22 protein-coding genes are annotated in these 16512 nt (G+C 37.1%); all 22 read left to right on the plus strand.

All coding sequences use genetic code 11. The features are described from left to right. Positions 1–108: 108 nt before the first annotated feature. The 22 genes from M3Z76_RS14500 to M3Z76_RS14605 all read left to right on the plus strand — a co-directional run bounded on the left by M3Z76_RS14500 (position 109) and on the right by M3Z76_RS14605 (position 16507). Entirely contained in the window at positions 109–423 is a 315-nt protein-coding gene (locus M3Z76_RS14500; protein WP_107838645.1) for a MazG-like family protein, read from the plus strand. After that, positions 423–1175: an FAD-dependent thymidylate synthase gene (gene thyX, locus M3Z76_RS14505; protein WP_293928356.1), complete on the plus strand. Its 753-nt coding sequence runs from the start codon at positions 423–425 to the stop codon at positions 1173–1175. Before M3Z76_RS14500 ends, thyX begins: the two co-directional genes overlap by 1 nt. A 5-nt stretch (positions 1176–1180) precedes the next feature. After that, the gene (locus M3Z76_RS14510) at positions 1181–1789 is read left to right on the plus strand and encodes a hypothetical protein (protein ID WP_293928354.1); all 609 of its coding nucleotides are present in this window, start codon (positions 1181–1183) and stop codon (positions 1787–1789) included. Between the two features lie 4 nt (positions 1790–1793). Further along, entirely contained in the window at positions 1794–2213 is a 420-nt protein-coding gene (locus M3Z76_RS14515; RefSeq protein WP_293928353.1) for a transcriptional regulator, read from the plus strand. Next, on the plus strand, positions 2213–2434 hold the full coding sequence (locus M3Z76_RS14520; protein WP_293928352.1) for a hypothetical protein: 222 nt from the start codon (positions 2213–2215) through the stop codon (positions 2432–2434). The genes M3Z76_RS14515 and M3Z76_RS14520 overlap by 1 nt, the downstream gene beginning before the upstream one ends. Positions 2435–2583: 149 nt before the next feature. Beyond that, complete coding sequence (locus tag M3Z76_RS14525) at positions 2584–2736, plus strand: hypothetical protein (protein WP_293928351.1); 153 nt, start codon at positions 2584–2586, stop codon at positions 2734–2736. A gap of 9 nt (positions 2737–2745) precedes the next feature. Next, the gene (locus tag M3Z76_RS14530) at positions 2746–2946 is read left to right on the plus strand and encodes a hypothetical protein (protein ID WP_295656806.1); all 201 of its coding nucleotides are present in this window, start codon (positions 2746–2748) and stop codon (positions 2944–2946) included. Continuing rightward, positions 2946–3245 (plus strand): HNH endonuclease, encoded by a 300-nt coding sequence (locus M3Z76_RS14535; protein WP_293928350.1) that lies wholly within the window; start codon positions 2946–2948, stop codon positions 3243–3245. The genes M3Z76_RS14530 and M3Z76_RS14535 overlap by 1 nt, the downstream gene beginning before the upstream one ends. Positions 3246–3371: 126 nt before the next feature. Next, positions 3372–3698: a P27 family phage terminase small subunit gene (locus tag M3Z76_RS14540; protein ID WP_293928348.1), complete on the plus strand. Its 327-nt coding sequence runs from the start codon at positions 3372–3374 to the stop codon at positions 3696–3698. Then, the gene (locus M3Z76_RS14545) at positions 3695–5407 is read left to right on the plus strand and encodes a terminase large subunit domain-containing protein (protein WP_293928346.1); all 1713 of its coding nucleotides are present in this window, start codon (positions 3695–3697) and stop codon (positions 5405–5407) included. The genes M3Z76_RS14540 and M3Z76_RS14545 overlap by 4 nt, the downstream gene beginning before the upstream one ends. Before the next feature lie 75 nt (positions 5408–5482). Continuing rightward, the gene (locus tag M3Z76_RS14550; RefSeq protein WP_293928345.1) at positions 5483–6580 is read left to right on the plus strand and encodes a phage portal protein; all 1098 of its coding nucleotides are present in this window, start codon (positions 5483–5485) and stop codon (positions 6578–6580) included. Beyond that, positions 6580–7284 carry a head maturation protease, ClpP-related gene (locus M3Z76_RS14555; RefSeq protein ID WP_293928343.1) on the plus strand — a complete coding sequence of 235 codons (705 nt, stop codon included), beginning with the start codon at positions 6580–6582 and terminating at the stop codon, positions 7282–7284. Before M3Z76_RS14550 ends, M3Z76_RS14555 begins: the two co-directional genes overlap by 1 nt. 25 nt (positions 7285–7309) lie before the next feature. Next, positions 7310–8470, plus strand: a complete 1161-nt coding sequence (locus M3Z76_RS14560; RefSeq protein WP_293928341.1) for a phage major capsid protein — start codon at positions 7310–7312, stop codon at positions 8468–8470. Between the two features lie 44 nt (positions 8471–8514). Continuing rightward, on the plus strand, positions 8515–8712 hold the full coding sequence (locus M3Z76_RS14565; RefSeq protein ID WP_293928339.1) for a termination factor Rho: 198 nt from the start codon (positions 8515–8517) through the stop codon (positions 8710–8712). Continuing rightward, complete coding sequence (locus tag M3Z76_RS14570; RefSeq protein WP_483310174.1) at positions 8693–8980, plus strand: hypothetical protein; 288 nt, start codon at positions 8693–8695, stop codon at positions 8978–8980. The genes M3Z76_RS14565 and M3Z76_RS14570 overlap by 20 nt, the downstream gene beginning before the upstream one ends. Next, entirely contained in the window at positions 8977–9336 is a 360-nt protein-coding gene (locus tag M3Z76_RS14575; protein ID WP_293928338.1) for a phage head closure protein, read from the plus strand. The genes M3Z76_RS14570 and M3Z76_RS14575 overlap by 4 nt, the downstream gene beginning before the upstream one ends. A 10-nt stretch (positions 9337–9346) precedes the next feature. Continuing rightward, a complete protein-coding gene (locus M3Z76_RS14580; RefSeq protein WP_293928336.1) occupies positions 9347–9727 on the plus strand; it encodes an HK97-gp10 family putative phage morphogenesis protein in 381 nt (126 codons plus the stop codon). Beyond that, on the plus strand, positions 9724–10056 hold the full coding sequence (locus tag M3Z76_RS14585; protein ID WP_293928334.1) for a gp17 family tail completion protein: 333 nt from the start codon (positions 9724–9726) through the stop codon (positions 10054–10056). The genes M3Z76_RS14580 and M3Z76_RS14585 overlap by 4 nt, the downstream gene beginning before the upstream one ends. A 2-nt stretch (positions 10057–10058) precedes the next feature. Beyond that, on the plus strand, positions 10059–10673 hold the full coding sequence (locus M3Z76_RS14590) for a major tail protein (protein ID WP_293928332.1): 615 nt from the start codon (positions 10059–10061) through the stop codon (positions 10671–10673). A 71-nt stretch (positions 10674–10744) separates the two neighbouring features. After that, positions 10745–11074, plus strand: a complete 330-nt coding sequence (locus M3Z76_RS14595; RefSeq protein ID WP_293928330.1) for a hypothetical protein — start codon at positions 10745–10747, stop codon at positions 11072–11074. Positions 11075–11294: 220 nt separating this feature from the next. Then, complete coding sequence (locus tag M3Z76_RS14600; RefSeq protein WP_293928328.1) at positions 11295–15689, plus strand: phage tail tape measure protein; 4395 nt, start codon at positions 11295–11297, stop codon at positions 15687–15689. Continuing rightward, complete coding sequence (locus M3Z76_RS14605; protein ID WP_293928326.1) at positions 15686–16507, plus strand: phage tail domain-containing protein; 822 nt, start codon at positions 15686–15688, stop codon at positions 16505–16507. Before M3Z76_RS14600 ends, M3Z76_RS14605 begins: the two co-directional genes overlap by 4 nt. The last annotated feature ends 5 nt before the right edge of the window (positions 16508–16512 follow it).

A 16512-nucleotide genomic window follows, 5' to 3' on the forward strand; every position in this document is an offset into this window, starting at 1 on the left:
ATTAGAGATTGATTTATGGGCGAACGAGTGTGAAGGCATGTGTGGGCTGTAGTTAAGAAGCACAATGACCAAAATGAATAGTAAATAAAATGAAAAGAGGAAAAGAAAATGAACGAATTAATCAAACAAGTAGAACAATGGTCAATCAACAAAGGATTGGATAAGGCAGAATCTAGTAAACAATTTTTGAAAGTGGTAGAGGAAGTTGGTGAGGTAGCTGCTGCGTTAGCTCGTAATGACATGGAAGCTTTACAAGATGGCATCGGGGATGTAGTAGTGACACTTATTATATTAGCTCAGCAACATGAAATGTATTTGCATGAATGCTTACAATGCGCCTATGACGAAATTAAAGGACGCACAGGGAAAATGGTTGATGGTGTATTCATTAAATCTAGTGACTTATCTGTGGAGGGCAAATAATGAATATTACGTTATTAGCGCATACAAAATTGTCAACAGATATGTACCTGAAATTATCAGAAAACAATTTTATTACATTAGTAGGAAATAACATCGTTGACGGGCAGGTAGTGGCATTAGCCGCTATCCGCCAATGTTACTCACATAAAACAGCCTTAGAAGTGCTTGAAACTGAATCAGAAAAGTATTTTGGTGATAAAGGCAAAGAAGGCAAACGTTTATTTGACCATATTATGAAATCAAAGCACACGTCGACAATGGAACATATCCATTTTACTTTCGCTGCGGAAGGCGTATCGCGTGCCTTACTTGCTCAATTAACACGCCATCGACAATTATCATTCAGTGTGCAATCTCAACGTTATAACAAGTTTAGTAGCGATTCGCGTTCGGGTGGGTTTGATTATGTAACACCAAAAACAATTGAAGAATCAGGTAAGGTTGTATATGACGAACGACATAACACAGGTGGTGCTATCCAAACTTTTTATAAGCAATGCATGAGTGATATTCAAAAGATGTATGACCAAATGATAGAGTTTGGAATACCACAGGAAGATGCGCGTTCAGTATTACCGAATGCTACTGCTTGTAATCTGGTTGTCAGTGGCAACTTGCGAGCATGGCTTGAATTTTATAGTAAGCGCAAAAAGGGTAATGGTGCGCAGGTTGAAATTGCAGAATTTGCAGAGGGAATCAAAAACGCAATTATCGAAGTTGAACCATGGACAAGTGATTATTTTGAGGGGTGAGGTAAATGCCTAATCGTCAAAAACGTATGGAAATATTAGACCGTATTAATACACTTTTAAAATTATGCGATTGTATGTCGGCGATTGAATATGCAAAATGCGAAGTATGTAAAGAGTTACAAAAATGCGGATTGGAATTACTTTCGCTTACTAAAGAGAAAACAAAAACGACATTTACGAAAGATAAAATTATTACAAAATCATTTGTGGTAACTAAAAGTGACTATATCGAGTTTTTACGAAAAGGAAGGACAAGGAAATCATTAGCCATTGAATTTAATACAACAATTGAAAAATTGCGCACGTGGGAAAGGAAGAATGGAATTAAAAACCTACAATCCTACAGAAATAATCTTGATGTACCAAATTTTTTGAGATTAAAAGCACAAAAATTAACAGATAAGAAAATTGCCAAAATGTATAACATTCCATTGTATGAAGTTTTAAATATAAAAAAAGCTTGTGGTTACAATGAACGCAAACAGGCGCATATCACAATTGAACAATACAAAACATATCAAGATGAAAAAATGTCTGATAAGGCGATTGCGAAAAAGCATGGAATTAGTGTTGCTACACTTTGGCGATGGAAAAAAGAAAATCTAGTGAGGTAATAGCATGAGCAAATTATCGACAGTACAAAATAAAGCAATTGAAGAATATTGGCTCAATATTGACCAATATCGCAAGGACTTAAAATTTCGTGAATGGGAACTGCTCGAAAATAAAAAGCAAGATGAAAATATCGGTGGGGGAAAGTCAAATAGAATCAGTGATACGACAGCTAATAAAGCTATGATTCTTACAAATGACGAGCGCTACCAACATCTAAAAAAGATTATTCAAGCTGTGGAAGGCACATATCACAGCCTTGACGATGACCAAAAAACAATAGTCCATATGCGTTATTGGGATAAGGGTAACAACTGTTATGAGTGGTCGCACGTAGCAGACGAACTATATATGAGTGTGCAACGTGTACTACGCAAACGCAATGCATTGATTGACGAAACAGCTAAAAGATTGGGGTGGGTGTGATGAATATCTTTCGAGCAATTGAAGAAAAGCAAAAATTATATTATAAATTGCAAAAAGAATTACAGATTTTAATTGGAGAAGCAGACGGCACAACAGTACGTTACAAAAATAAACGAGGTATTTTGAAAAGAATTTATACAGACAGTACAGCAGATGTTATATTTGAAGATGAAAATGGAGAACAATACGAGCAGATGGTGAAATTATCAGATTTATATTGATAACAATATAAAATCGTAATTGTGCCAACTAGCGAATTACGCAAAAAAACAATGTAAATTGATAACATCGAATAATTTATACAAAGTCGTGAGCGATTGCTTGCGGCTTTTTATTATGCAATTAACTATGAATTGTGGAGGGCAAAACGATGATTAAACCAATATTAAAACGAATGTTAGGAATTAAAAGTCCATCAGCTTACTTCGCACAATCAGACATTGAAAGCGACAGAATTGTAAGGTCATGGACAGCGAAAGAAAGACCACCAGCAAATATTAAACTACCATTTGCTAAAAATTAAGGAGGGGTAATGATGTTTGAAATACCTAGAACACTTGTTGTCCGACACATCATAAATGCTTTCGATGAACGTATAGCACGAACTGAGATGGCGTTGTCTATATGCAAACACACTAAGCGCAGACATCAATTGAATAAATTTCTAACAGCAATACAGAAAGCAAGAGAACGATACAACAATGAATTGATTGAGCTTGAAGGTGATACTTAATGCAATACAAAACAAAGCAAGAACAAATTGCATTTTATAAATCATCCGCTTGGCAATCATTACGATTGGAAGCACTCGAACGAGATAACCATGAATGTGTATGGTGTGCCGAGGAAGGCAAAGTTACAACTAAACATGACGCTGTACTGGAAGTTGACCACATAAAGGAAATAGAACATCATCCAGAGCTTGCACTTGAATTAGATAACCTACGAACACTATGCAAGCCATGTCATAACAAGCGACATAACAGGTTTGATGGCAAAAAAAATAAATGGTTTGATGATGAAAAGTGGTAAAAAGTAAAAATATAATACCCCCCATTCGTAGGATGAGCGACTTTTGAAACCCTACGGACCGGGGAGGCAGTCGTTTGTCTAAAAATAAATCCTAAAAATATCACATTTGGAGGGAGGAGGGTATATGTGGAAAAAGGTATAAAGAAAATTGAAAAAGATTTATTAGCACGTCACGCTGATGACCCAATAAAATTATCGAAAGTCCATCGCTATATAAGATTTTTAAAGATTGATTTAAGTTGCGACACTGATATTGATAAAGATGGAACGACTATAAGGATTGAAAACGGTACGCAAAACTTTTTGAAACAGCATCCAGCGATTGCGACAAAGTTATCAATTTCCAAAGAGATTGAAAAATTAGAAGATGCACTCGGAATAAAAATTGAAAGTGAGCCTGCTGCCACTGCCCCCTCAACTGTGGAGGACAAAGGTAGGACGAGCTTAATTTGATTAGTCATAAGTACATTGATGAATATATTAAGCTATGGCGTGACGGCAAAATAATTTTAAATAAACGGCGTATTAAATTAATTGAGTTGATAGAGCGTGATATTTTAACAGCGAATGATATGTATTTTGATAATGAACAAATCGAAAACTATATTACATTTACTGAAAAGTATTACTTCACACTCACGTTGACACAAAAATTTAAGACGTGTTTTATTTTTTTATATTATAATGATGGCTCTTTGGTGTTTGATGAACATTTGGACTATGAAGGACGTGGCGGCGGTAAAACGGGGCGTATATCGACATTAGCAAATTACTTTATCAGCGATTTACACGGCATTGATAATTATAATGTATCAGTCGTAGCAAATAGTGAAAAGCAAGCGAAAATGTCGTTTACAGAGGTCTACAACACCATTGATAAAGACGACACGTTGAAAGAGCATTTTGTTAATAAAAAAGCATTAATTGAATCACGTAGCACGAAATCAGTATTTCAATATCATACTTCCAACGCATCAACGAAAGATGGTTTGCGTGATGGCTGTGTAATTTTTGAGGAAATTCACCAATATGAAAACTCATCCACTGTAAACGTATTTACATCGGGGCTTGGTAAAGTGCCGAATCCTCGGATATTTTATGTTGGCTCGGATGGCTATGTACGTGAAGGGTTTTCAGACAAATTAATTGAGCGAGCAGATAATATTTTAGATGGCCATGTCAGCATACGCGATGATGGTCTTTTTGCGTTTATGTGTAATTTAGATGATGAAGCAGAAATGCATAATTCTGAAATGTGGCAAAAGGCAAATTCGCAATTTCACCCGCCATTAACGACATATGCAAAAACGTTGTTTAAAACGGTTATGAAGCAATATAACAAGTTGGAACATGACCCCGATGGCTATGAGGAATTTATAACAAAGCGTATGAATTTACCGAAAGTTGACTTAGAAAAATCAGTGACAAGTTGGGAGAAAATCAAGGCTACAGACCAAGCTTACAATTTGGATGAATTGAAAAAACGCGAATGTATTGGCTGCTTAGACTATGCTGCTGTTCGAGATTTTGTTGCAATGGGATTGTTATTTTTAAAGAGTGACAATTTTATCGTGCCAAAGGAATTAACACACTCATACGTATGTAAACCATTTGCAGACAAACATTACGCTTATAGTAAGAAGAAAGCTGAAAACAACAATAAGAAGGACCATCGAAAATTTGCTCCAATTCGCGAATGGGAAAACGATGGTCTTTTAAGTGTCCTGGACATTGAAACTATGGACCCGCATTTAGTTGTCAAGTGGTTTGTTGATAGGCGCGATGAAGGCTGGAACATTAAAAAAATCATCGGTGATAACTTCAAAATGGATATTCTCAAACCGTTGTTCGAAGCGGCGGACTTTGAAGTTGAAGTTATACGAAATCCTGATGCGGCAAGCGGATTGTTAGCACCAAGAATTGAAATTGCTTTTGAAAACGAGCAAGTAATATTCGGGAACAATCCACTAATGCGTTGGTACACGAATAACGTGCTTGTTAAGCGGCTACCTAACGGAAATAAGGTATATCGCAAAAAAGAGGAAACAAAACGTAAAACAGATGGTTTTATGATGTTTTTATACGGCGTGTGGGGTTCGCGCGATTTAGAGGACACCGATGTGGACGGCGTACTTGATTTCTTAGACAGCATCACATTTTAGTAAAGGGGGTGAGGTATTGGGGTAATTTTAGATGCTATTTTTCGCAATAGAGAAATCGGAAAAGAAGCTGCTGAAATGTGGGATTTTGATATTTTCGGTATTGACATTGAACAGCGTGCTTATTTAAAGAAAACAGCAATTGAAACATGTATCAATTTTATAGGGCGAACCATTTCTTTGGCTGAATTTCGTTTTACTAAAGATGGAAAAAAAGCTAAAAGCGATTGGGACTACTTACTTAATGTGCGTCCGAATACAGACCAAAGCGCAGCGGATTTTTGGCAAGATTTTGTTTATAAATTATTGCATGAAAATGAAGTGCTTGTGATTTTGAGTGACAATAATGACTTGCTAATTGCCGATAGTTTTAATCGTGTGGAGTACGCTGTATATCCTGACATTTTTAAAAATGTTGTTGTAAAAGGATATGAGTTTAAAAAATCATTTGAAATGAGCGAAGTTATTCATATTTCATACAATAACGAAAAATTCACACGCTTTTTAGATGGCATGTTTAAAGATTACACTGAATTATTTAGCCGAATGATTGAAACGAATATGTATGCAAATCAAATCCGTGCGATTGCTGGTGTTGATGGAAATACATCATTGGATGATAAAAAGCGAAATCAATTAGAAGGCTTTATTGATAAAATGTTTAATGCTTTCCGAAAAAAAGCATTTGCAATCGTTCCACAAATTAAAGGTTTCAATTATGAGGAAATTACAAAAGGTGTAAAAAATGAAGGTCGCTCGGTAGAAGAATTAGGGAAGCTTAAAAAGGATTTGACAAGCCATGTAGCAAATATTTTAGGCATTCCAGCAACTTTAATACATGGTGACATGGCAGAATACGAAACGGCTGTAAAAGCTTATATCAAGTTTTGTATCGAGCCATTGATTAAAAAAATTAGGGATGAGCTTAACGCAAAATTAATCGACCGTGACGACTACATGAACGGCGAGCGAATCGGTATACATGGCGTGACTGAATTAAGTCCATTGGAGCTTGCTACAGCGATTGACAAGCTTGTTGCTAGTATGGTGTACACGCCGAATGAAGTACGTGTAATGTTAGGTGATGAGCCATCCACAGATGAGCGATTGAACAAGCATTACTTTACAAAAAACTATCAAGAATTAGATTCCGTTGAAGGAGGTGAGAAAGAATAATGAAGCATAAAATCAAAGGCGACATAACTTCATGGAATGGCACAATTTACGATTTTAATTACAAAATGCGCAATATTAAAGAGGACGAGGATATTACACTCGAAATCAATTCATACGGTGGCGATGTCTTTATGGGAATTGACATCATGAATACATTGCGAGCGCATAAAGGCACGGTAACAGTTATTATTACAGGTATTGCGGCGAGCGCAGCATCAATCATAGCGATGGGTGCCGATGTAGTAAAAATGTATTCCAATACTCAATTAATGGTACATCATGCTTGGACTTATGCGGCAGGCAATGCAAAAAAATTGCGTAAAATTGCTGACGATTTAGAGAGCATTGGCGAATCGGTTTTAGCGTCATATACACATCGTGTAGAAGAAGAAACAGTGAAACAACTGCTCGATGAAGAAAAATATATGTCAGCAAAAACCGCTAAGGAATATGGCTTTATTGATGAAATTATTGACGGCAAGGCAGAGGAAGTTGAATCGGAAATTTTCTCGAATAAAGCACAAGAATTTAATAATGCGCTCGCTACCACTTCTTCAACTGTGGAGGGCAACGAGGAATTAATGCAAGAGATTAATAACTTGAAATCGCAAGTTACAAGCTTACAAACACAATTAAATCAATCAAAAGAAGAACCTGTTGAACAGCCGAAAGTAGCGGCTAAACGTAAAGGGTTCTTTTTTTAATACTTAAAATCGGAGGTAATCATTAATGGTTATGAAACTAAAAGGTAAAATGGAAAATTTTAATGCAAAAAAACAAGCTTATATGGATTTAGTGAAAGCGGAAAATTCAACTCCCGAAGAATTAGAAGTTGCATTTAATGAAATGTTTGCTGCTTTGCAAACTGATTTAACAGAACAAATTGCAAATGAAGCTAGAAATGAAGTTCACGATGCTCAAATTTTATCTGCACGTGGGCAAAACGTATTAACATCCGAAGAGCGTAAATTCTTCAATGCAGTCGTGCTTGAAGGTGGATTTAAGGAAGATACAATTTTACCAATTACAACACAAGAACGTGTATTTGAAGATTTAGTTACAGAACATCCGTTACTTACTGTAATTGGGTTACAAGACTTAGGGGCTATTACACGTTTTATTTATTCTGACCCAACAAAGACATACGCATGGGGTGCTTTGTTCGGTGAAATTAAAGGTCAAGTTAACGCAGCATTCCGCGAAGAGCAAATTGGTCAATTAAAACTTACAGCTTTTGCAGCTATTCCAAAAGATATGTTGGAGCTTGGGCCAGAATATGTTGAACGTTATGTACGCGAACTATTAGTTGAATCGTATTCGGTGGGCTTAGAATATGGTTTAGTCAATGGTCGTGGTCCAGCACAAAATGAACCAATTGGTTTAATGAAAAATGTTGATTCTTCAACAGGTGCGGTTACTGATAAAACTCCATCGGGTACATTAACTTTTGCGCCATCTGAATTTGGCGAAGTTGTTTCTGGTGAATTACATGATGTAATTAAAGCATTGTCAACAGATGAAAAAGGTAAAGCTCGAAAAGTTTTAAATAAAGTAGTGATGTTAGTAAATCCAATTGACGCAATTTCAGTTCAAGCTAGAAATACAATTCAAACTTCCAACGGTCAATGGGTAACTGCTTTACCTTACAACATCCAAGTGGTTGAATCCGAAGAAATTCCAGAAAAGAAAGCACTGTTCTTTGTCAAAGGCGCTTATTTAGCTGCTATTGCTGGTGGCTACAAATTGAATAAATTTGATCAAACATTAGCTATCGAAGATGCAATGCTTTATACAATCAAGCAATTCGCTAATGGTAAGCCAAAGGACAACAAAACAGCTTTGCTTTATGACTTAGATATTCAATTCAATACGTCTACGCCAACACCTTAATTTTGGGTGTTAGGCGTTTTTAATTTGAAAGGAGGTAATAGATAGTGGCAGAGAAATATAAGGTCGTACAGCGCTTTAAAGAGGTGAAACACGGCGGACATATTTATGAAGTCAATGACTATTATCCTGTGGAGGGCAAACGAGCGACAAAAGCACGCTTGAATGAACTGTCTACAACGGAAAATAAATATAATTCAATTTTCATCGTTGCTGAAACGAGTGATGATAATGATACAGATTAGCAATGAAATTTTAATCGAATTTAAAGAGCGCATGAAGCTTGGTGATGATGAGGACGATAATTTAATTCGCATCTTAAAAGCGTCCACAGAGGACTTACAAGCCGTTTGCGGTGATTATGATATAAACACTAGTGAACGCTTTAAAGAGCTTGTATTCGAGCGCTCGCGCTATGTTTACAACGATGTACTAGAGCATTTTTCCGATAATTTTTTAACGCAAATTGTAAATCTATCAATTGAAAAGGCGATGGAGGAAAAAGAAGAATGAAACGTATTCCGAAGCCGATTGTTGAACAGCAGAAATTAAACAGTGGAGAAATGCGAAATAGAATCGAAGTACAAGAGTTTGTCGAAACGGTCAATGATAACGGCTATCCTGTAGAGGATTGGCAAACAAAATGTAAACTGTGGGCAAAAATCAAAACGGTTAAAGGCTCGGAAGTCATTAAAGCGGCAGCGGAAGTTAATACAGAAACTTATCGCTTTATAGTGCGCTATGTAGACGGCTTGAATGCTAAACAGCGAATCTTATTCAAATCGCGTATTTACGATATACAAGCCGTTTTAAACGATGATGAAATGCAAAATACATTGACCATTATTGCAGTTGTAAGAAAGCCTTAGAGGTGATGGTATGAGAGTTGATTTTACAGGCTTAGAAGAGCTACAAAGGGCATTACAACAGCGACTAGATTCTGATAGTATACAAGAGCCTGTTTTACAAAAAGGCGCTGAATACCTAAAAGAAAAGTTAGAAGAAAATGTGTACAATTACGGTTTCAAAAGGCGTTCGGGTAAGTCGGAAAAATCAATAGTAATTGATAGTAAGATTGTGGACGGCTCACTTGCGGTCGGTTTGAGTAATCAAAATAACGATGCCTTTTATCTCTATTTCCACGAGTATGGGACTTCAAAGATGCGCGCTCGACCGTGGTTTCGCCCAACTTTTGAAAACGAAATGAATCGAATCATAGAAATTATGAAACAAGAATTACAAAGGAGGATGCGCTTATGAGCATTAACAAAACCATACGTGACGCATTACTACCTTTGGGCGTGCCTGTCATGTATATGGTTTACACAGGCACAGAACAAACATATATAACATTTTTTCGCTATAACGAGCGAGGGACAATTTTAGCTGATGATTCGGAACAGGTTACAAGGCACAGCGTACAAGTGGACGTTTGGGGCAAAGGTGACATTGAATCATTGGCAGAGCAAGTAAAAACAAAATTACAAGCGGTAGGCTTTATACGTCATTCCTTTTTCGAGAATTTCGAACAGGACACAAAGACGTATCACAAAGCCTATCGCTTTTATTATGACAAGGAGGCTATTTAATTATGGCAGGAGTATTAATCGGTTTATCGGATATTCATTATACAATCATTGCGCCAAATGCTACAGATGTAGAAACGGCGTTTACAAATCCAATTAAAAAATTAGCAAAAGCAATTGAGGCGACTGTTACACCAAACACTTCTAACGCTGTTTTATATGCAGATGATGGAGCGGCAGAATCAGCATCGGCGGAAGGCGAAACAGAAATTTCCTTTACTGTGGACGCTATCGCTAATGCAATTTATGCAGATTTATTAGGCAAAGAAACCAATGCAGACGGTGTTGTAGTTGATTCTACAGGCGACGTTGCACCAAACGTAGCATTAGCGTTTCGCTCGCTAAAATCAAACGGCAAGTACCGTTATTTTTGGTTTTTAAAAGGCACGTTCCAGTTGCCAGAAGAATCATACCAAACAAAAGGCGAATCTATTGAGTACAACACACCATCTATCACAGGCGTATTCGTCCACAGTGACATTGTTAAAAATGCACAAGGTAACGGTATCAAGCGTATGTTTGTTGATGAGGACGATGAGGGCGTAAATGCAGACGTTATTGCAAATTGGTTTACAAAGGTTTATACAGGTGCAGAGGCAGAGGTAACACCAGAGCCTTAAAAATTAATTGTAAGAGGGTGATTTATTCACTCTCTTTTTTGTTTGTATTTTTATAAAAAGGAGCGATTTAAATGGCTAGCAAAGCAACAATTATGAGAGATGAAGGCGTAAAAATCAAATTAAAAGAAAAGGAATTCGAGGTCAAATTTGATTTAAACGCGCTGTGTGATTTACAAGAAAAATTCGGTGATTTTGATACAGCATTTAATAACTTAGATAAGGACTTTTCTAAAATTCGCACGCTATTACATATTGCGCTTGCGAATGGCGAAAACGAAAAAATGACTGAACGTGAAATTGGTGCACTCATTGATATGCAAAATTTATTTATGATTACAGAGGCATTAGAGAAAGCATTTAACAATGCTATGCCCTCCACAGATGAGGTAGAGGGAAAGTAAACAGTCCGCAAGGCAACAGTGAGTGGCCAGCGGATTTTTTTATATACATCGGAACTGTGCATTTACGCATGCAGGAATCAACAGTGTGGAGGACAACACCACGCAAGCTATTAGCACTTTGGGATAGACATTGCATTTTCAATCGTTGGAAGAAAGAGAAAAAGCAAGCTAGCAAAGTGTTTATAGACCAAATCCAGTTGTAGAAAGATGGTGAAATAAAATGGCTGAGGTAGGTAATTTATCCGTCAAGTTGAGTTTAGATAATGCGCAATTCGAGCGGTCGGTAGCGTCAATGAATCGCACATTGCAAGCGATAGGACAAGAGATACGTGGCTTACAAAACAAAGGCAAAGAGTGGGGCGCGTCTATAGACGCTTTAAAACAAAAACAAGACGCTTACAGTCGATTGCTTGAAGGGCAAGCTACAAAGGTTAAAAAGCTTTCGCAGGCTTATGAAGATGCGAAAACAAAGTATGGTGAGAACTCAACGCAAGCTGAAAAACTAGCAGTACAGCTTAATAAAGCAAATGCGGAAATGCAGCGTACAGAACGTGAATTGTCAGAAGTGACAACAGAGTTAAAGCGTCAAGAAGATGCTTTAGCACGCTCACAATCATCATGGAATAAGCTTGGCGAAACAATGAAGTCGGCGGGCGATAAATTAAAAGCTGTTGGCGACAAAATGTCAAGCATTGGTAAAGATTTATCAATGAAAGTTACAGCGCCAATTGTTGCACTAGGAGCAGGAGCATTTAAAGCAGCAGTTGATTTTGAATCAGCTTTCGCAGGCGTACGCAAAACGGTTGACGCTACAGAAGAAGAATTCCAAGCATTATCGGATGGTATTCGTGATATGGCAAAACGTATGCCAACCGCTGCTACAGAAATAGCGGCAGTAGGTGAAGCGGCTGGGCAATTAGGCATTCAAAAAGAAAATATTCTTAGCTTTACCGAAACGATGGTAAAGCTTGGCACAGCTACTAATATGGGTAGCGATGAAGCAGCGACCGCATTAGCACGATTGGCAAATATCACGAAAATGAATCAAGCTGATTTTGATAAATTAGGTTCGTCCATCGTTGCGCTAGGGAACAACTTTGCTACGACAGAATCCGAAATTACTGAAATGGCTTTACGTTTAGCCGGTGCCGGTGCGCAAGTCGGATTAAGTGAAGCGGATATTTTAGGTTTGTCCGCTGCATTAACATCGGTTGGTATTCAAGCAGAAATGGGCGGTAGTGCCTTTTCGCGTGTCATGGTTAACATGCAAATGGCAACGTCTAGTACGGATAAATTAAAAGCGATTATGGATTCCACAGGGCTATCTTTACGCGATCTGCAAATGATGGCATCGCACAGTGGGAAAGCATTCGGTAACCTTGCAGAAGATTTAGGCATGACTAAACAAGAGTTTTCTCAATTAGTTTCATCGGGGGCGGATTTAGAAAACTTCGCTAAAATTGCCGGAATGACAGGGCAAGAATTTAAAAAAGCATTTGAGACTGACGCTGTAGGGGCAATTGGCGCGTTCGTTAATGGTTTAGGTAACGCAGAAGAAGCAGGTACAACAGCTATTAACATGCTTCAAGAAATGGGTATTACGGAAATCCAATTACGAGATGCTTTATTACGAGCCGGTGGAGCTGCTGAATTATTTGCAGATGCAGTTGAAACATCTAATGTCGGTTGGGAAGAAAATAATGCCTTGAATAAAGAAGCTGAAGAACGTTATAAAACGACAGCTTCACAAATGACAATCATGTGGAACAAAGTTAAAGATTTAGGTATAACAATCGGAGGAATTTTAATTCCAGTAGTTATATCTTTAATGGACGCTATTTCACCATTGATAGATAAGTTCGCAAAAATGGAAGAAAGCACACAAAAAATGTTATTAATCATAGCAGGAATTGCAGCGGCTATTGGTCCTGTACTTGTTGTTATTGGAACATTAATTTCCTCCGTTGGTACAATAGTTACCACATTTGGCGCTATGTCTACAGCAATTGCGAACGCAGGTGGATTATTGGCGGTGCTCAAAATGGCGTTTGCGGCTTTAACAGGTCCTATTGGGTTGGCTATTGCGGCTGTTGTAGGTATTGGTACTGCAATGGTGGCAGCTTATCAACATTTTGAAGGGTTTAGAAATGTAGTTGATAATGTATTAAGTGCTGCTATGGATATTATTCAAAATGTCATGACAACAATAAAGGATTTTGTATTAAATATATGGGAACAAATCACGCAATTTTGGAATGAAAATGGCGAGCAAATAAAGCAAGCCACATTAAATGTGTGGACGGCAATAAAGGCTGTAATTGACGCTGTAATGCCTGTTATTAGCGCAGTAATCAAAACGGCTATGATTGTTATTCAAACTGTTATTGAGCAAATTTGGAATGCTATAAAGGGAACAATTCAAGGTGTTTTAGATGTAATACTTGGACTTGTTAAAATGTTTGCTAGTGCATTTACTGGAGATTGGAGTGGACTTTGGGAAGGTGTAAAACAATTCCTTTCGGGCGCTGTACAAGCTATTTGGAACATTGCTCAATTGATGTTCTTTGGTAAATTGTTAAGTGGTTTAAAGACATTTGCAGCAAGTTTCAGCGGTCTATTCACATCACTGTGGACGACAATTAAAAATTTATTTACCTCCTCTACAGGTGCTATTTCTAAAGTTACTACCACAGCGTTTAATGCAATAAAAAATGTAATAAACTTAAATATGAATACAATAAAAACCGTCGTTACGACAGTTTGGAATGTAATTAAAACAATATTTACTACGACAGTAAATGCAATTAAAACAGTTGTAACAAATGGATTTAATATCATATTAAACACAATCAAAAATATTATGACTAGCGTTGTTAATGTTGTAAAAAGCACAACAACTAAAATGTTTAATGCCGGGAAAGATTTAATAAAAGGTCTTATCAATGGAATTAAGGAAATGACTGTCGGTGCAATTGAAGCCGTAACAGGTGTCGTAGATGGAGTGATTAATAAAGCAAAATCATTATTAAAGATTAAATCACCATCACGAGTTTTTAGGGATGAAGTGGGTAAACAAATCGGCGCAGGTATGGCTATTGGTGTAGCAAGTACAAAACAACAAAACGAAAAAGCCATCAAAGATGTAACAGCAGTTATGACGAATGCGGCTAAAGCCAATGCGGCAGAAGTTGCAAAAATTGCTGATAAAGCGGAAGCTGACCGTACAAAAATACAACAGTCATATGCTAAAAAACGTAGCAATATGAAAAAAGCAAATGGTAAAAAAATCGCTGAACTCGAAAAGGAAATGCATGGAAAGCTTACGGAAATCAACAATAAAGCATGGGCTAGTATGGTTGAAAAAGAAAAAGAACTCAACAAACAAAAGCTTGAAGCGGTCAAGAAGTTTGTGGACGACAAAAAGAAAGCCAACGAGTTGAGCTTGATTGACGAAGCGCAATATTGGCGTGCGGCATATCAGCAATTTAAGACTGGCTCTGCTGAAAATGTTGAGTTACGTAAGCAATATCAAGACAATGTAAAACGCATTAATGATGCAATTACAAGTGTGAATAATGATTTCTTAAATCGCTCTCAAAAAATTAATGATGATTTAATTCAAAATGAGCAGCGTTTAAATAAAGAATATAACGATGCTGTAGAAAGTCGTTATCAAGATATTGTTAAGTCGTTTGGTCTTTTCGAAGAAGTGAAGCAACGTGAAGCTGTAACGTCCGAAACGCTATCTAAAAACTTAAATGACCAAGTACAAGCTTTACGAGAGTGGACGAATCAACTCAATCAATTAGAGCGCAGGAAAGTTACTAAAACGCTTCTTGACGAATTGAAGGCTATGGGTCCGTCAGCAATTGAGGAATTAAAAGCTTTAAATTCCATGACTGATAGCGAATTAAAAAATTACCAACAAAACTATCAAGAAAAATCAAAACTTGCACGTGAGCAAGCTATTAAAGAAATGGAGCCACTGAAACAGCAAACACAACAGCAAATTAGTGAAATGCGTAATGCTGCTAACAAGGAGCTTGAAACACTAAATGTAGAGTGGCAGAACGCCATTAAAAAAGTTGTTGGTGGAACTGACGAGGAATTAAAGACATTACACCAAGTCGGCAAGAATGCAGGACAAGGCTTATTAGATGGACTTAAATCAATGGACGGTGCTTTGCAAAAGCAAGCGGAAACTATGGCAAAGACTATTAAAAACACTATTCAAAAGTCACTTGATATTCATTCGCCATCAAGATGGATGCGTGATTTTGTAGCTGGCAACCTAGCCAAAGGTTTTGAGATTGGTGTTAATGATAAGTTGCGTAATGTAATGACTGCTGGACAAAAATTAGCAACAGCTATTACAAGTCCTGTAGAGGTCGCTACAATGCCTACAGGTGGTAATTTTAATAGCTTATATGGCAGTACATTAAATAATATTGCAAGTGCTTTAAACGCTCAATCAAACATTAGTATGCCTTCCACAATTGTGGTACAAAGCGTGTTAGATGGACGTGTAGTAGCAGAGGTTGTAACGCCGTTCGTGTCTAGTAATCAATACGGAAATGCCAATGTGAGAGCAATGACGAGAGGGGTGAAGGTGTGATAATTGAATTTTTAAATGGTCAACAAATTGATTTAGAAAAGCAATATAATTGCAAATTATTAAAGCCGTTTGTGCCGTCAGTATCACGCTCTCCCTCCTTTCAATCTGTGGACGGCAGAGCGCCGATATTGACAAGTGTCGATAAAAAAGAACGTTCGTTACGCGCTGATTTTATGATTAAAACGTATGATGTGATTGATTTTTATTTGTTACGTGATGAATTGAATGAATTGTTTTTCCGTGAAGAAACTTTCTATATTATCAATAAAAAATTGCCATTTAAACGATGGCTCGTAACAATGGCTGATAACATTGATATTGTCGGTGAGTATGCACGATTAAATAAGTTTTCAATTAATTTTATATGCGTAAACGAATATGCAGAATCAATCGGCACATCTTTAGCCCTCCACAGTAATAAAGAATGGGACGTTGATTTATGGGGTTGGGGCATGGGCTTAGATTGGGATAAAGATTATAAGTATATCCATAGTGCCAATAATTTTATTATCAACAATATAGGCAACATACCAATCGATCCAAGAGTGCATGAGATCGAAATTACAATCAAGGCAACAGCAGCATCGTATTTGCAAATAAAAAACAATACAACAGGTGATGTATACCGATACAATGGCGCATTAACAGCGATTGACACACTCGTTATAAACGGTATACGTACACTTAAAAACGGTGTATCAGTATTTAAAGACACAAATAAAAGGCTAATCACTTTAGCAAAAGGTGAAAACAATATAACTGTGGAGGGCGGTACTTTAACGAGTATCGCTTTTGATTTTAAGTTTTTATACATGTAAGAAAG

The organism is Metasolibacillus sp. (genome assembly GCF_025291715.1).
GTDB classification, from domain to species: domain Bacteria; phylum Bacillota; class Bacilli; order Bacillales_A; family Planococcaceae; genus Metasolibacillus; species Metasolibacillus louembei.

What these genes read in the sequence shown, in the direction of transcription:
- M3Z76_RS14550 (WP_293928345.1), top strand. Translation starts at nt 5,483, where the DNA reads ATGTGGGATTTTGATATTTTCGGTATTGACATTGAACAGCGTGCTTAT.
- M3Z76_RS14555 (WP_293928343.1), top strand. Translation starts at nt 6,580, where the DNA reads ATGAAGCATAAAATCAAAGGCGACATAACTTCATGGAATGGCACAATT.
- M3Z76_RS14515 (WP_293928353.1), top strand. Translation starts at nt 1,794, where the DNA reads ATGAGCAAATTATCGACAGTACAAAATAAAGCAATTGAAGAATATTGG.
- M3Z76_RS14595 (WP_293928330.1), top strand. Translation starts at nt 10,745, where the DNA reads ATGGCTAGCAAAGCAACAATTATGAGAGATGAAGGCGTAAAAATCAAA.
- M3Z76_RS14575 (WP_293928338.1), top strand. Translation starts at nt 8,977, where the DNA reads ATGAAACGTATTCCGAAGCCGATTGTTGAACAGCAGAAATTAAACAGT.
- M3Z76_RS14600 (WP_293928328.1), top strand. Translation starts at nt 11,295, where the DNA reads ATGGCTGAGGTAGGTAATTTATCCGTCAAGTTGAGTTTAGATAATGCG.
- M3Z76_RS14500 (WP_107838645.1), top strand. Translation starts at nt 109, where the DNA reads ATGAACGAATTAATCAAACAAGTAGAACAATGGTCAATCAACAAAGGA.
- M3Z76_RS14510 (WP_293928354.1), top strand. Translation starts at nt 1,181, where the DNA reads ATGCCTAATCGTCAAAAACGTATGGAAATATTAGACCGTATTAATACA.
- M3Z76_RS14525 (WP_293928351.1), top strand. Translation starts at nt 2,584, where the DNA reads ATGATTAAACCAATATTAAAACGAATGTTAGGAATTAAAAGTCCATCA.
- thyX (WP_293928356.1), top strand. Translation starts at nt 423, where the DNA reads ATGAATATTACGTTATTAGCGCATACAAAATTGTCAACAGATATGTAC.
- M3Z76_RS14530 (WP_295656806.1), top strand. Translation starts at nt 2,746, where the DNA reads ATGATGTTTGAAATACCTAGAACACTTGTTGTCCGACACATCATAAAT.
- M3Z76_RS14570 (WP_483310174.1), top strand. Translation starts at nt 8,693, where the DNA reads ATGATAATGATACAGATTAGCAATGAAATTTTAATCGAATTTAAAGAG.
- M3Z76_RS14585 (WP_293928334.1), top strand. Translation starts at nt 9,724, where the DNA reads ATGAGCATTAACAAAACCATACGTGACGCATTACTACCTTTGGGCGTG.
- M3Z76_RS14590 (WP_293928332.1), top strand. Translation starts at nt 10,059, where the DNA reads ATGGCAGGAGTATTAATCGGTTTATCGGATATTCATTATACAATCATT.
- M3Z76_RS14535 (WP_293928350.1), top strand. Translation starts at nt 2,946, where the DNA reads ATGCAATACAAAACAAAGCAAGAACAAATTGCATTTTATAAATCATCC.
- M3Z76_RS14520 (WP_293928352.1), top strand. Translation starts at nt 2,213, where the DNA reads ATGAATATCTTTCGAGCAATTGAAGAAAAGCAAAAATTATATTATAAA.
- M3Z76_RS14560 (WP_293928341.1), top strand. Translation starts at nt 7,310, where the DNA reads ATGGTTATGAAACTAAAAGGTAAAATGGAAAATTTTAATGCAAAAAAA.
- M3Z76_RS14580 (WP_293928336.1), top strand. Translation starts at nt 9,347, where the DNA reads ATGAGAGTTGATTTTACAGGCTTAGAAGAGCTACAAAGGGCATTACAA.